Raw genomic sequence first — 14,197 nt, 5'->3', positions numbered from 1 at the left:
GCGCCGGGGAGCTCGGCGTGACCGCGTTGCCTGCCGCGTTCGGCAGCTCGGCCTGGTTCGCGATCGAGCCGCAGCCGCCGAGCAGCGCTGCGGTCAGCACCGCCGCTCCGGCAGGTCCGAGTCGGTTCAGCTTGCCCATGCGTTGCGGGGTCACGGTGACCACCTCCGTCGGCCGCCTCGTGCGGCGGGTTTTCGATTACCGGTCCGCTGATATGAGGACGTATGGCGCCGTGGGCGGTTGCACGTCTGGCGCCCGATCCGCCCGAGTTCCCCCGGATGGCGGGCAGTGCTGCCGGGTCAACCCTCCCGCTGCTCGCGGCACGTCGCGACCTGCCGGACCGCTGCGAACAGGTCGCCGGGGAGGACCGCGGCCGTGCACTGCCGCAACGGGCCCGTTCGGGTTGCCACCTTGACCTGAACGGCGGAACTGCATGATCGTCGACCTCCGATACTTTGAGTTGCGCCCGGTGTGCGGCGGGCGAACCGTTCCGGCGGTTTCCCGGGAAATGCCGCCCCCGGGGCGTGCACAGAACGCAGAACCGAACGCAATCGCCGTGGCGCGGGCGCGCGGCGCGCGCCGCCGGAATTCGGCGCAGTGAGGGGGTCGGCATGGCAGGTCACATTCCGGGAATCGATGTTTCGAAGCATCAAGGGGAACCGGACTGGGCAGCGGTTCGCGGCGCCGGATACGCCTTCGCCTACATCAAAGCCACCGAAGGCATCGGGTACGTGAGCCCGACGCTGGACGCGCAGCTCGGCGGGGCGCGCGGGGCGGGCTTGGTCACCGGGCTGTACCACTACGCACGACCGGACACCAACGCACCGGAGGCCGAGGCGGCCGACTTCGCGGGGCAGCTGGCGCGGACCAACTCCAGTGCGGGCGGGAACCTGCCCCCGTGCCTGGACATGGAGACCGAAGGCGGCGACCTCGCCGCTTGGACCAAGGGGTTCATCGCCGCGCTGCGCGGGCACACCGGACGCAACGAGGTCGTCGTGTACGCATCGTCGAGCTGGTTGTCCGGGAAGCTCGCCACCGACTCGTGGGTCGACCCCGGAGTGTCCCTCTGGGTGGCGCACTACGGGCGTCCACCGGGGGAGCCGGGCTACCTCACCGACCGGGTCGCGATCCACCAGCACGCTGACGACGGCCAGGTTCCCGGCATCGGCGGGGCGACCGACCTGAACGTTTCGCTGGTGGACCTGCAGGTCCTGACGGGTGGAACCGGACCGGCGCCCGCGCCGCAACCGGCTCCGCAGCCCGCGCCGGACACCTACGTGGTGCAGCCGGGCGACACGCTTTCCGACATCGGGAACAAGGTGGGCGTGCCGTGGCAGACGGTCGCGCAGGCCAACGGCATCACCGACCCGAACCTGATCTACGTGGGGCAAGTGCTGCGCATCCCGCGGTGAGCCACTGCGGAGTTGCACTTCGACCGGCAGCGGGCGTCGAGAAGTCCGCTGCACCGGTTCCGGTCGGCGTGCGGGCAGCACGGCGGGCCCGCACGACCGGCCGCAGCCCGTCGGGGGAGCGGGCGCCGAAACGGTTCGACATGTCGGTCCGATCACCATTTCGACGACCGAAGTTGTTGATCTTGATTTTGCGTGCCGGGTCGAGCGGGACGTCGTCGTCCCTGCAAATGGCGGGTTCCCGGCGCGGCGGATCAGCTCTGCGTAGCTGAGGGAAACTCCCGGGTTGATGTGTTGCTGACAAAGGCCCCGGAGGGGTTGTTCTAGAGTCGGGCACATGGATCCGGCGGACGGTAATGGGCGTGCGGGGTGCGCGAGGCATACCCCGTCCCGGCTCGCGTCCGCTTATTCGGAGGCCGTCGCCGAGCCACCGCGAACCGACTTGCACGCGTCGCACTCGGCCGATCACGTGGCGCATTCCCGTGAAGCGAGCGCTGTTCGGTTCGCAGCGGCCGACCCGGCTTCGCCGACGCCTTTCCCGCGCAGGGCGCGAATATTCGTCGAATGTTCGCCCGCGCGTTCTGGACGGACTGCGTCCGCTTTCGGTCGAGTGGGCGCAGCTGCGGAATTCGCCGTCGCGGCCGCGGCCACGGAAGGTGTTCGGCCGGATGCGTACCCAGGTGCGCGCGGATTCCGGAACCACGCGGGCTTGCGGTGTTCCGGGTGTTGGCCGGGCGAAGCGCGCCGCTCGACGCGGTGTTGTGGTCCGCGGCCGGAACCGGATGGATCGCTGGAAACGCCGCGCGCGCAGGTGCGCCTGCAGCACTATGGGGCGCGAAGGCGCGGGGACTATTGGGGCGCGATGGCGCGGGACTATTGGGGCGCGAAGGCGCGGGACTATTGGGCGCGATGGCACGGGCCGCGGCCGACCGCGCCGAGGGAGCTGCACGGGGCGGCCGGGCGATCGGGCTCAGGGAAATTGAGGGTGCACCCCGATGTGGGGCGTATCCGCGATGCGCGAGATTGAGCGGTGTGGACGAACAGCACAAGCTGCCAGTGACGGGTCGGCGCGACCTTGCGGGCGAAGCTGTCGAGGAACGGCTCGAAGCCGGAGACGACGGTGCTGCGCAGGACGCAGCCCGGCCCGTGCGGTTGTCGCAGGCGTTCCGGACGAGCGCTGACGCCCGTCCGCACTCGGCGTCCTCCTGTCGTCCGAAACCAACGGCCGTCGTTGGTTTCATGGGACGTGGTGCGCCATGACCGCGTTCGCGGTGGGACTGGTCGTCATCGCCGCCTGCGCACAGGCGGTCGGTGCGCGGGTGCAGCACGCAGCGGTGCACGCCACGATCGGTGACGGCGGGCTGAAGGTGCGCAGCCAGCTGCAGTTGCTGCGCAACCCGCGCTGGCTGCTCGGATTGTTCGCGCTGGGTTTCGGTGCGCTGCTGCACGCGGTCGCGCTCGGGTTGGCCCCGCTGAGCGTCGTGCAGCCGGTGGGGGTCCTGGCGTTGCCGATCACCGTGCTGCTCAACGCCAGGCAACAGGGCATGGCGATCCGGAACTTGAACATCAACGCCGTGCTGGCGGTGTGCGGCGCCACTGGTGGGGTCGCCGCGTTCGTCGTGCTCGCCGCGGGCAGCGCGACCGCCACGCCGGTGCTGCGCGACGACCAGATAACGGCCACTCAGCTCGTCGGCGCGGCCGTGGTGTTGCTGGGCGTGCTCGGGTTGTTCACCCGATCCAAGGTGCGCTGCATGGCTTACGCGGCCGGTTGCGCGGTCGCCTACGGGCTGGTGTCGCTGCTGGTGCGCGCGGTCGCGCAGCAGATCGGCAGCACCCCGCTGCTGCAGATCAACCCGGCACCGTTGCTGGTGATCGTCGTCGCGATGCTCGTGGGCGGCTGGCTGCTGCAGCACGGTTACGCGAGTGGTCCCCCCGATCTGGTCGTGGCCTGCCTGACGGTCATCGACCCGCTGATCGCGGTGAGCCTGGGCATCGGGCTGCTCGGCGAAGCCGACAAGGTCGGCAGCGCCACCGCGGTCGGCGAAGTGCTTTGCGGACTCGTCGCCTGCGCCGGGGTTTTCGCACTCGCGCGGTTCCACCCCGAAACCGAACAGCGGCGAGTGCAATCGACTGACGTCGACGCCGGTGGTGCCGCCATCGCGTCGCGTTCCGATCGTTCTGACGGGAGAGTGACTTGACTTCGCAACCGTTCGGCGGAGGCCGGCTGCGCATCGTGCTCGGCGCGGTCATGTACCCGCCCGAGGTGAGCGGCGCGGCGAACTTCGGCCACCGGCTCGCCATCGGACTGGCCCGCCGCGGCCACGACGTGCACGTCATCTGCCACTCGGTGGATCGGCAGGCGAGCACGTCGGTGGAGGACGGGGTGACCGTGCACCGGGTCGCCTCCTACCGGACTCCGGCGCACCCGACGTTCCGGGTCTGCCCGCCGTGGCAGGCCAAGTCGGTCGCGCGGCGGCTGCTCGAGGAGATCCAGCCCGATGTGGTGCACGTGCAGTCGCACTTCTTCATCGGCCGGGGCCTGATCAACGCGGCGCGCGACCTGGGCATCGGCCTGATCGCGACGAACCACTTCATGCCGGAGAACATCTTCGGCTACGTGCGGATCCCGCGGGCGTTGCAGAAGGCGGGTGCCCGGGTGCTCTGGCACTACCTGATCAAGCACTACGCCAAGGCGCAGCTGGTCACCGCGCCCACACCGCGTGCGGTGCAGCTGCTCAAGGAGAACGGGTTCGACCGCCCCGCCGTGCCGGTCTCCTGCGGCATCGACGTGGACCGGTATCGGCGGCGGGCCCAGCAGCACCGCCTGGAAAGCCCGGAGCCGAGCACCCGCTCCATCCTGTTCGTCGGGCGGCTCGACGAGGAGAAGCACATCGACGACCTGCTGCGCGCGGTCGCGTTGCGCAAGACCACGGAGCCGGTCCGGCTGGAGATCGTCGGCGACGGGAGCTGCCGCGAGCCGTTGAGCGAGCTGGCCGCGGAACTCGGGATCGCCGACCAGGTCCACTTCGCCGGGCTGGTGAGCGAGGAAGAACTGCTCGACGCCTACGCGCGCGCCGACCTGTTCTGCATGCCCAGCATCGCCGAGCTGCAGAGCTTGGCCACGATGGAGGCGATGTCGGCGACCACCCCGGTCGTGCTGGCCGACGCCATGGCGCTGCCGCACTTGGTCGAGCCCGGCGAGAACGGCTGGCTGTACCCACCGCGCGACGTGCATTCCCTGGCGCACGCGATCGACGACGTGATCGCCGACCGCGCCACGATCGACCGGATGGGCGCGGCCAGCGCGAAGCTGGTGCGCAAGCACGACATCGACGCGGTGCTGGGGCGGTTCGAGTCGATCTACCGGCACGCGCTCGCCCAGGAGGACGCGGCCGAGCCGGTCGACGTGCCCGCTGAGCTGGCGAGTTGAGCCGCCGGGATGGGACGCACTCCTGACACGGCCCAGCCGGGCGCGGCCGGCGGCAGCGCCGATCAGCCGGTCGAGCGGGTCGAGCGGATCCAAGGGACCGACCTGCACTTCTGGGTCTACGGTGCGGGCGCAGAGCAGCGCGCCAGCGCTGCCGCGCAGGCCCAGGTCGAGGAACCGCTGATCGTGATGGTGCACGGCCTGCGCGGCACCCACCACGGCTTGGAACCGATCGTTGAAAACCTGCCGGGCCGCCACGTGGTGGTGCCGGACCTGCCCGGCTTCGGGGATTCCGGCCCGATGCCGGGGCGTACGCACGACGTGCAGGGGTACGCGGCCGCGATCAGCGAGCTGATCGAGTCGCTGGGTGGCCGGCAGCGGCCCGTGGTGCTGCTCGGGCACTCCTTCGGTTCCATCGTGGCGGCGCACGTCGTGTCCTCCGAGCCTGATCTGGTGCGGCGGCTGGTGCTGGTGAACCCGATCTCCACCCCGGCGTTGCGCGGACCTCGGGTCCTGCTGTCCTGGCTGACCTCCCTCTACTACAAGCTCGGCACGGCACTGCCGAGCCGGTTGGGCCGCGCATTGCTGTCCAACCGGCTCGTGGTGCTGGGTGCCAGCCGGGCGATGCTGCGCTCGCGCGACCCGGAGGTGCGCCGGTTCGTGCACGAGAGCCACTTGCGGCACTTCAGCCGGTTCCACAGCCCTCAGCTGCTGCAGGAGACCTACACCGCGTCGGTCAGCGGTACGGTCGCCGACTACCGCGGTGCGTTGCAGCTTCCGACGCTTGCCATTGCGGGCGAGTCCGACGAGATCGCGCCGCTGGCGGGGCAGCGCGCGTTCGTCGAAGGACTCCCGGATGCCGAGCTCGTCGTGCTCGACGAGGTCGGGCACCTGGTGCACTACGAGACGCCGCGGGCTGCGGCCGAGGCCATCGAGCGGTTCGTGGAGCGGTGATGAGTCCCGTGCCCGAACGATCACCGGCCGGCGAATCACCAGCCGGCGAATCGCTGACCGGCGAATCACGGTCCGGCGCGGATCTCGGCACCGCCGCCGACGGAGGCGGGCGGCCGCGGGTGTTCATCGACGCCCGGTGGACCCGCGTCGACGCCCACGACGGGATCAGCCGGTTCGGCGCGTGCCTGGCCGAAGCGCTGCACCAGCTGCACCCGGTGACGATGCTGATCCACGACGCACGCCAGCTCGCGCTGTTGCCGGACGGCGTGCCGCACATCAAGATCAACAGTCCGATGTCGGTGCGGGAACTCGCCGTCTCCCGGCGGCTGGACGCCCTCGGTGCCGACGTCGTGTTCAGCCCGATGCAGGTCATCGGTGGTTTCCGTCGCCGGTACCGGCTCGTGCTCACGCTGCACGACCTGATCTACTACCGCCATCCGCAGCCGCCGGGTTTCCTGCCGTGGCCGGTGCGTTTGCTCTGGCGGATCTATCACAAGGCGTACTGGCCGCAGCGCGTACTGCTCAACCGCGGGGACGCGGTGGTGACGGTCAGCGAGACGACCCGGCGGCTGATCGAGCGGCACCGGCTCACCCGGAACCCGGTGACCGTCGTCCACAACGCACCGTCCGGGCTGCCCGAGACGGCCGACATCGAGGCAGCCGACTCCGACGGCGCGCGAGACCTCGTCTACATGGGGTCCTTCATGCCGTACAAGGACGTCGAGACGCTGATCGCCGGGATGCGCTCGTTGCCCGGCCACCGCTTGCACCTGCTGAGCCGGATCCCGCCGGCGCGGGAGGCCGAGCTGCGCGGGCTCATCCCGGACGGGACCGATGTGGTGTTCTGGCGCGGAATCGCCGAAGCCGACTACCGCGCTTTGCTGAGCCGGGCGGCCGCGTTGGTCACCGCATCCCGCGACGAGGGTTTCGGACTGCCGCTCATCGAAGCCATGCATTGCGGAACTCCTGTGGTGTGCAGCGATTTGGACATCTTCCGAGAGGTCACGGGCGGTCACGCGCGGTTCTTCGCGCCCGGCGACGCCGAAGCCTTCGCCGCGGCCGTGCGCGAAGTGACCGATCCGGTGGTGCGCGCCGAGCTCGCCCACCGCGGCCGCGAGCAGGCGCAGCGGTTCAGCTGGGACCGTTCGGCCCGGCGGTTGCTCGAAGTGCTGGCGCCGGGCTCATCGCGGCCAGACCTTGATGGCGCGGGCGACGAAGTCTGAACCGGGTACGAAGGTCCCGGTCGGGTAAGTGGCGAAGTCGGCGTGCGTGTCGCACTCCGGGTCCTGGTACACCGTCACGGGTTTGCCGGTGTTGTTGACGAACGATTTCGTCTCCGGACGCGCGGGAAGCGGCACGCACTGCTCCAACGTCGTCGAGCGCAGCTCGGCGCGATGCGGTTCGCCCCGGTGGTCCGGTTCCGGGTAGGCGCAGAAGGTTCCGGTTCCGCAGCCGGCCGGAGCTTCGGCCTGCGCGGCACCGCTCAGCCCGGTCGACGCGGCGCCGAGTGCGAGCAGGGCCGCGGGCACCACGACCCTGCTGGTCCTAAAAGGACGGATGCGGGGACCGCGGCGGACGATCATGCGGACGCGAGCGAACCTCAGGGATCACCTTTCACAGCAAGGGAAATCAACGGATTCCGGGCGGTCGCGCCTTGCGGCGGCCCGATGAGATCCAGATTCCCGAAGCCGTGATCGCCGCGCCAGCATTTCGACCGGATACACCCCGACCGTGTGCTGTTCCGGGATTTTTCTCCGGGCGGAAATGCGAAGATCCCCGCTCGTCGTCCGGGGGTGGCGGACGACGAGCGGGGATCAGCCGGAACTCAGGCTCCGGACCTGCCGACCAGCGCCAACGAGCGCGTGACGCGCACCGCGCCCTGCCGGACGGCGCGCTCCACCGACCACCGCCGGGCGCGGAACTCCGCGATCGGCAGCGAAATCGCCACCGATGCGGTCACCCCGCCCGCCGGGTCGTACACCGGCGCGGCCATGCAGGCCAGTCCGTGCTGGAACTCGCCGATCTCCAGCGCGATCTGCGACTGCCGCACGTGCGTGAGGTGCTCCTCGAGCCCGGCTCTGCACCGGATCGTCGACGGCGTGCACGGGTCCATGCCCGCCTGGTCCAGATACTGCGTCCGCTGCTCGGCCTCCATCGCGGACAACATGATCTTGCCGAACGCGGTGGCGTGCACGGCCTGGTGGAAACCCACGTCCAGCGGCTGCACCCGCGGCCGCCGGTCGGAGTCCTCGACGTGCGCGATGACCACCTCGGTGTCCCGGTAGATCGCGTAGTACGCGGCCGCGTCCGCCTGCTGGTGCACGACCCGGATGGACGAGGCGATCTCCGAAGGGACCGCCAGCTGCCGGGACAGCGCCTGACCTAGGTAGCGCGCCTTGTAGCCCAGCGCGAACACCTTCTTGTCGGTCAGGTGCACCACGTGCCCGGCCTCCACCAGCGTGGTCAGCAGGTGGTACGTGGTCGGCAGCGTCAACCCCAGCGCCGTGGAGAGGTCCTTGGCGCTGATCCCGCACGGTGATGCGGCGATCGCTTCCAGCACGCGCAGCGCGCGACCCACCGACTGAAGCGTTCCCGATGCCGCTTTCGCGCCGTTCTGCGGGTTCGATCCGCCGGTGGGTAGCGCGTTCATACTCCTCAATGTAGGTCAGACCCGTTACGCCGTACGGGTGAACCATATCGGGTGTCCAGCAGCCCGCGGCACCAACCGGCATTGCCTTCGATGCTGACCCTCGTGGTGCGTGCGAAGCGCAGCCGCGCCGAGAGCCCCTCGACCGGGACCGGTTCGCCCTGCTCGTCGAGCAGCAGCGGGGCATCCGGGCCCGTGGGCAGCCCCAGCTGTTCCCGGCGCCTGCGCAACCGGTCCAGCGGGGTGCTCGCGGACAACTCGCCGAGGCGCTTGGTGACCAGCTCCTCGTGCGTGACGCCGTCCCGCAACAACTCCTGCGCGACCTGTTCCTGGTAGGCCACGTGCGCCTTGCGCAGGAAGGTCACCCGCAGTTCTTCGAGCTCACCGGCGGCGAGACCGGGGAACGCGGCGTTGAAGCCGTCCCCGGCCGCGACCCCCGCGTTGATCTCCTCGGACGCGAAGTGGTCCAGCAGCCGCACCCGCACCCGCTCGACCCCGGCCAGCTCGGCCACCGCGTCGTGCGCGTCGGCGACCATCAGGTAGGCGAAGTTCGGGGCGCAGAAGTAGGTCGGCAACCGCAGGTCCACGTGCACGTCCGCACCGTCGAGGCGCACTTCGGCGACGAAGTCCAGTTCGGTGACGGGCTGGTCCAGCTCCGGGTCGAGCACCGTGCCCAGCGCCCGCCAGACCTCGGTTTCCAGGCTCACGGCAGTGGTCATGACGGCAGGACCTCCTTGTTCAGCTCGGAGGCGACCGGCTCGCCACCGGCCGGCACCGCGGCCTCGCTGGCACGCATCTCGGCGGGCACGTCGATGTCGTAGAGCCGGGCGGCGTTGAGCCCGAGGATCTTGCGCTTGATGTCGGTGGTCAGCGCGCCGTACTCGGACTGCATGTCCTCCGGGATCTGGAAGTCGACGAACTGCTCCACCAGCCACTTCGGCGTCCAGATCGCGTAGTCGCTGGAGAAGGTGATCCGGTTCTCGTCCAGCCAGAACAGCAGCTCACCGATGATCTGCGCGAAGTAGCGCGGGCGGTGGTTCATGAACGCCATCGCCACCGCGAGCCCGCCGTAGACGTTCGGCTCCTGGGTGGCGATCCAGCAGAAGTCCTCCAGCCGCGGCAGTCCGACGTGCTCGACGATGAAGTTCAGCTCCGGGAAGGCGGAGGCCACGTCGTCCACGTCGGCGACGTCGAACGCATCCCGGTTCAGCGGGTAGATCGTCGGGCCCTTGTGGATGTGGATGTTCTTGATGCCGAGTTCCTGGCACTTCTCCAGGTACCGGTAGGACCACGGGTCGGTCAGCTTCCAGCCCTTCGACTCGCCCTTCCACTCGGCGGTGTAGAGCTTGGTGCCCTTGAGCTGCCAGCGCTCCGCGAGCCGCTCCAGCGCCGCCAGCCCGGACTCGCCGTCACGCGGGTCCCAGCCGCCGTTGACGATGAACTTGTCCGGGTGCTTCTCGGCCAGCACGCCGTCCTGCTCGGTGGTGTTGAAGCCGTTGACGAAGAAGTCGGTGAGGTAGGTGGGCTGGAAGATCGCCTTGTCCACGTAGCCGACCTCGAACAGGTCGTGGAGGATCTTCTCCTCGCTCTGCTTCTGGAACTGCTCGTGCGACCACAGCGCGGATTCCGGGCTCAGGTTGCGGTGGTAGTCGTAGAAGCAGTTCAGGAAGCCTTCGCCGTAGCGGTTGGCCTGGTTGGCCGGGGTTCCGTCCCAGGCGTGGATGTGGCTGTCGACGATGAAGTACTTCGTGCCGTCCTTCTCGTACATGAATTACCTCCGTGGTGGGAGCGATCAGGGGACGAGGATGGCGCGGCCGCCCGGAATGCGGCCTGCGTCGAGGTCGGCGAGCGCATCCAGCGCGCCGTCCAGCGGGTAGGTGCGGGTGCGCAGCGAAACCTTGCCCTGCGCGGTCAGCGTCATCAGTTCGTCGAGGTCGTTGTAGGAGCCGACGAGGTTGCCGATCACGTTGATCTCGCGGGAGATCACGTCGATGGTGGGCACGTCCACCCGGCCGCCGTAGCCGATGACGAAGTAGGAGCCCGCGTCGCGGGTCATCGCCACGCCCTCGGCTTCGGTGCCGTTCTCGCCCACGAAGTCCAGGACGACGTGCGCGCCCTTGCCGCCGGTGATGTCCCGGACGGTGTCCACGTGCTTGCCGTCGGCGTTGACGGTGTGGTGCGCGCCGAGCTCAGTGGCCAGCTGCAGGGCTTCCGCCGACCGGTCCACCACGGTGATTTCCGCCGGCGTGAGCGCCAGCAGGGATTGCAGTCCGATGTGGCCGAGTCCGCCGGCGCCGATCATCACCACGTGCGCGCCGGGGTACAGCAGCGGCACCGCTTTGCGCACCGCGTGGTACGCGGTGAGTCCGGCGTCGGCGAGCGCGGCCACGTCGGCCGGTGCCAGCCCGTCGTCCAGCTTGACCACCGAGCGGGCGTTGGTGCGCAGCAGTTCGGCCATGCCGCCGTCGGTGTCGATGCCGGGGAACTGCGAGTTCTCGCAGTGCACGTCGTCGCCGCTGCGACATGCGCGGCACAAGCCGCAGGTCACCAGTGGGTGCAGGATGACCTTGTCGCCGGGGCGCACGTTGCTCACCGCGGAGCCGACTTCGCGGACCGTTCCCGCGTTCTCGTGGCCGATGACGTAGGGCAGCGCGACACCGCTCTTGTCCGCCCACTGTCCTTCGATGATGTGCAGGTCGGTGCGGCAGACGCCCGCCGCGTTGATCTCGACCAGCACGTCCAGCGGGTCCCGCACGGCCGGATCGGGTATCGATTCGACCGCGGGTTTCTCGCCGTAGGCGTGCACTCTGACTGCCTTCACGGCGGGCTCCTCTCCGTTGAGCTGTGTCCCGCACCACAGGGTGTACGGCGTCCCGTGAGGAGCAAAGAGCCGTTGTCAGATGCTGATAAGGCAATGCGTCTGGGCTGGTCGCAGCAAGCGCTGCGGCGGATCGGCGCCATCTGCTCGGGGCCGTGTGCCAGCGGGCTGTTGCGCCGTCTCGCAGCACCGCTCGATGGCTGCGGTGTCTATAGTGCCGAGACGTTGCTACTGGCGCGTTAAGGAGGCGGACGTGGACGCGGACGTCATCGTCGTGGGAGCCGGGCTCGCAGGTCTGGTCGCCACCGCGGAACTCGCTGATGCGGGCCGCCGGGTGCTGCTGCTGGACCAGGAACCCGAAGCGTCCTTGGGCGGTCAGGCCCACTGGTCGTTCGGCGGATTGTTCCTCGTGGACTCGCCCGAGCAACGACGTCTCGGGGTGCGCGACTCGCACGAGTTGGCGTGGCAGGACTGGCTCGGTACCGCGGGTTTCGACCGGGACGACGACCACTGGCCGGCGCGCTGGGCCGAGGCGTACGTGGACTTCGCCGCGGGGGAGAAGCGTTCTTGGCTGCGGCAGCAGGGGATTTCGCTGTTCCCGCTGGTGCAGTGGGCCGAACGCGGCGGGTCGCTGGCCACCGGGCACGGCAATTCGGTGCCGCGCTTCCACGTCACCTGGGGAACCGGTCCGGGCGTGCTCGAACCATTCCTGCGCCGGGTGCGGGATGCCGAGCGGCGCGGGCTGGTGTCGCTGCGATTCCGGCACCGCGTGACCGGGTTGAGCACTACCGACGGCACCGTCGACGGAGTGCGCGGTGAGGTGCTGGAGCCCAGCGGTGTCTCCCGCGGGCAGAAGAGTTCTCGGGCCGTGGCCGGGGAATTCGCGCTCAGCGCGCAGGCCGTGGTCGTGACCTCCGGCGGGATCGGCGCGAATCTCCCGCTGGTGCGGCGGAATTGGCCGGAACGGCTCGGTCCGGCACCGCGCGAGATGATCGCCGGAGTGCCCGATCACGTGGACGGGCAGCTGCTGGAAGTCGTCGGCGAGACCGGTGGCCGCGTCATCAACTCCGACCGGATGTGGCACTACACCGAGGGAATCCGCAATTACAGTCCAGTGTGGACGGACCACGGCATCCGTATTCTGCCCGGCCCGTCACCGTTCTGGATCGACGCGCGCGGGCGCCGGTTGCCGCCGCCGCTGTTCCCCGGCGCGGACACGCTGGCGACGTTGGCGCACATCAACTCGAGCGGGCACGAGCACACCTGGTTCGTGCTGAACCGGCGGATCATCAGCCGCGAGTTCGCGCTGTCCGGCTCCGAGCAGAACCCCGACCTCACCGAGCGCAACGTGGCCGAGGTGCTGCGCCGCGGCGGCGAGGTCACGCCACCGCCGGTCGCCGAGTTCGTCAAGCGCGGCACCGATTTCGTGGTCCGCCGCAACCTGCCGGACCTGGTGCGCGGGATGAACGAGCTGGTCGGCGAGGACCTGATCGATCCGTCCGGACTGGAACGCGACATCCGCGCGCGGGACCGCGAAGTCGACTCCGGACTGGGCAAGGACGCGCAGGTCAACCTCGTGCGGGAAGCCCGCCGCTACCGGGTGGACCGGATGGCGCGGGTCGCACCGCCGCACCGGTTGCTGGATCCGGCGGCGGGCCCGCTGATCGCGGTCCGGCTGTCGCTGCTGACCCGCAAGACGCTCGGCGGGGTGGAGACCGATTTGGACGCTCGAGTGCTCGGGTCGTCCGGGAACCCGTTGCCGGGCCTGTACGCGGCGGGCGAGGTCGCCGGTTTCGGCGGCGGCGGGATGCACGGATACCGCTCGCTGGAGGGGACTTTCCTCGGCGGCTGCCTGTTCTCCGGGCGCACCGCCGGGCGCGCGGCCGCGCGGGCGACGGGCTAAACCGATTCGCAGTTCCGTGATGTGATGGGCACATGCGAAACATCGTGCTGGGAAAGACCGGACTGGACGTGTCCCGCATCGCCTTCGGCACCTGGCAGCTCGGAGGTGAGTGGGGTTCGTTCGACGAGGACGCCGCGGTGGCCGCTATCCGGCACGCCCGCGAGCAGGGCGTGAACTTCTTCGACACCGCGCAGGCGTACGGCTTCGGCCGCTCCGAGCAGGTGCTCGGCCGTGCGCTGGCGGACGAGCTGCGCAGGGACCGGGACGGCCTGGTCATCGCCACCAAGGGCGGCATCAACCCTGGCGGTGAACGTCCCCGCGACGCCGGGCGCGCCTGGTTGCGCCAAGGCGTGGAGGAGAGCCTGCGGGCGCTCGGGCTCGAGCACATCGACCTGTACCAGGTGCACTGGCCGGACCCGGACACGCCGGCCGAGGAGACCGCTGGTGCCCTGCAGGAACTGGTCGACGAGGGCAAGATCCGGCACGCCGGGGTGTCCAACTACGACGCCGCCCAGCTCGCCGCGTTCGACCGCACCCGCCCGGTCGAGACGCTGCAGCCGCCGTACCACCTGTTCCGGCGCGGGATCGAGGACGAGGTGCTGCCCTACACCCGCGAGCACGACATCGGCGTGCTCGCCTACAGCCCGCTGGCCAGCGGGCTGCTGACCGGGACGCTGACGCCGGAGAGCACGTTCGAGGACAGCGACTGGCGTGCGAACTCGTCGGCGTTCCGGGGCGAGATGCTGCGGCGGAACTTGTCCGTGGTGCAGCGGCTGAAGGAGTTCGCCGCTGCCCGCGAGCTCACGGTCAGCCAGCTTGCCATCGCGTGGGTGCTGGCGCAGCGCGGCGTGCACGTGGCCATCGTGGGGGCGCGCAGCGCGCGCAACATCGAGAACAGCCTGGCCGCGGCCGAAGTGGACCTCAGCGCGGACGACCTCGCCGAGATCGAGCGCATCACCGCGGACGGCATGTCCATCGAGGGCGCCGCGCCCGAAGGCGTGGCGTGAGCCTGGTGCGGCCCGGACGCGCAGGGCCGCACCG

Annotated in this window: 12 protein-coding genes; 7 read left to right on the top strand and 5 right to left on the bottom strand. The window is 69.9% G+C overall.

Annotated features, from left to right (window positions below):
* The first annotated feature begins 609 nt into the window (after positions 1-609).
* From IJH84_RS17180 to IJH84_RS17160, 5 genes are all read left to right on the top strand, one after another.
* A complete protein-coding gene (locus IJH84_RS17180; RefSeq protein ID WP_200069071.1) occupies positions 610-1,410 on the top strand; it encodes a GH25 family lysozyme in 801 nt (266 codons plus the stop codon).
* A 1,253-nt stretch (positions 1,411-2,663) separates the two neighbouring features.
* Entirely contained in the window at positions 2,664-3,605 is a 942-nt protein-coding gene (locus IJH84_RS17175) for a hypothetical protein (protein ID WP_295146217.1), read from the top strand.
* Entirely contained in the window at positions 3,602-4,837 is a 1,236-nt protein-coding gene (locus IJH84_RS17170; RefSeq protein ID WP_295146215.1) for a glycosyltransferase, read from the top strand. The genes IJH84_RS17175 and IJH84_RS17170 overlap by 4 nt, the downstream gene beginning before the upstream one ends.
* 9 nt (positions 4,838-4,846) lie before the next feature.
* Complete coding sequence (locus tag IJH84_RS17165; protein WP_295146213.1) at positions 4,847-5,788, top strand: alpha/beta fold hydrolase; 942 nt, start codon at positions 4,847-4,849, stop codon at positions 5,786-5,788.
* Positions 5,788-7,011, top strand: a complete 1,224-nt coding sequence (locus IJH84_RS17160; RefSeq protein WP_295146211.1) for a glycosyltransferase family 1 protein — start codon at positions 5,788-5,790, stop codon at positions 7,009-7,011. The genes IJH84_RS17165 and IJH84_RS17160 overlap by 1 nt, the downstream gene beginning before the upstream one ends.
* Here the strand turns inward: IJH84_RS17160 and IJH84_RS17155 are convergent.
* The 5 genes from IJH84_RS17155 to IJH84_RS17135 all read right to left on the bottom strand — a co-directional run bounded on the left by IJH84_RS17155 (position 6,970) and on the right by IJH84_RS17135 (position 11,256).
* A complete protein-coding gene (locus tag IJH84_RS17155) occupies positions 6,970-7,320 on the bottom strand; it encodes a peptidase inhibitor family I36 protein (protein ID WP_295146209.1) in 351 nt (116 codons plus the stop codon). The two genes, IJH84_RS17160 and IJH84_RS17155, sit on opposite strands and share 42 nt — an antisense overlap.
* Before the next feature lie 293 nt (positions 7,321-7,613).
* On the bottom strand, positions 7,614-8,366 hold the full coding sequence (locus IJH84_RS17150; protein WP_295146207.1) for an IclR family transcriptional regulator: 753 nt from the start codon (positions 8,364-8,366) through the stop codon (positions 7,614-7,616).
* 77 nt (positions 8,367-8,443) lie between these two features.
* Positions 8,444-9,154 carry an iron-sulfur cluster assembly protein gene (locus tag IJH84_RS17145; RefSeq protein WP_200069077.1) on the bottom strand — a complete coding sequence of 237 codons (711 nt, stop codon included), beginning with the start codon at positions 9,152-9,154 and terminating at the stop codon, positions 8,444-8,446.
* The gene (locus tag IJH84_RS17140; RefSeq protein WP_200069078.1) at positions 9,151-10,203 is read right to left on the bottom strand and encodes an amidohydrolase family protein; all 1,053 of its coding nucleotides are present in this window, start codon (positions 10,201-10,203) and stop codon (positions 9,151-9,153) included. Before IJH84_RS17140 ends, IJH84_RS17145 begins: the two co-directional genes overlap by 4 nt.
* Positions 10,204-10,227: 24 nt before the next feature.
* Entirely contained in the window at positions 10,228-11,256 is a 1,029-nt protein-coding gene (locus IJH84_RS17135; RefSeq protein ID WP_295146199.1) for an NAD(P)-dependent alcohol dehydrogenase, read from the bottom strand.
* A gap of 250 nt (positions 11,257-11,506) precedes the next feature.
* On the opposite strand from IJH84_RS17135, the gene IJH84_RS17130 reads away from it, so the two are divergent.
* Together IJH84_RS17130 and IJH84_RS17125 are read left to right on the top strand one after the other, a co-directional pair.
* Positions 11,507-13,156: an FAD-binding dehydrogenase gene (locus IJH84_RS17130; RefSeq protein ID WP_295146197.1), complete on the top strand. Its 1,650-nt coding sequence runs from the start codon at positions 11,507-11,509 to the stop codon at positions 13,154-13,156.
* A gap of 32 nt (positions 13,157-13,188) precedes the next feature.
* Positions 13,189-14,163 carry an aldo/keto reductase gene (locus IJH84_RS17125; RefSeq protein WP_295146194.1) on the top strand — a complete coding sequence of 325 codons (975 nt, stop codon included), beginning with the start codon at positions 13,189-13,191 and terminating at the stop codon, positions 14,161-14,163.
* The last annotated feature ends 34 nt before the right edge of the window (positions 14,164-14,197 follow it).

The sequence above is a fragment of the Saccharopolyspora sp. genome (assembly GCF_017434145.1).
In the GTDB taxonomy this organism is placed as follows: Bacteria; Actinomycetota; Actinomycetes; order Mycobacteriales; family Pseudonocardiaceae; genus Saccharopolyspora_C; species Saccharopolyspora_C galaxeae.
The sequence above is the reverse complement of the archived record's forward strand: the minus strand, read 5'-3'. Positions and strand labels throughout refer to the sequence as shown.

Coding starts and splice junctions, on each gene's coding strand:
- IJH84_RS17180 (WP_200069071.1), top strand. CDS start 610: ATGGCAGGTCACATTCCGGGAATCGATGTTTCGAAGCATCAAGGGGAA.
- IJH84_RS17175 (WP_295146217.1), top strand. CDS start 2,664: ATGACCGCGTTCGCGGTGGGACTGGTCGTCATCGCCGCCTGCGCACAG.
- IJH84_RS17165 (WP_295146213.1), top strand. CDS start 4,847: ATGGGACGCACTCCTGACACGGCCCAGCCGGGCGCGGCCGGCGGCAGC.
- IJH84_RS17160 (WP_295146211.1), top strand. CDS start 5,788: ATGAGTCCCGTGCCCGAACGATCACCGGCCGGCGAATCACCAGCCGGC.
- IJH84_RS17145 (WP_200069077.1), bottom strand. CDS start 9,154: ATGACCACTGCCGTGAGCCTGGAAACCGAGGTCTGGCGGGCGCTGGGC.
- IJH84_RS17140 (WP_200069078.1), bottom strand. CDS start 10,203: ATGTACGAGAAGGACGGCACGAAGTACTTCATCGTCGACAGCCACATC.
- IJH84_RS17125 (WP_295146194.1), top strand. CDS start 13,189: ATGCGAAACATCGTGCTGGGAAAGACCGGACTGGACGTGTCCCGCATC.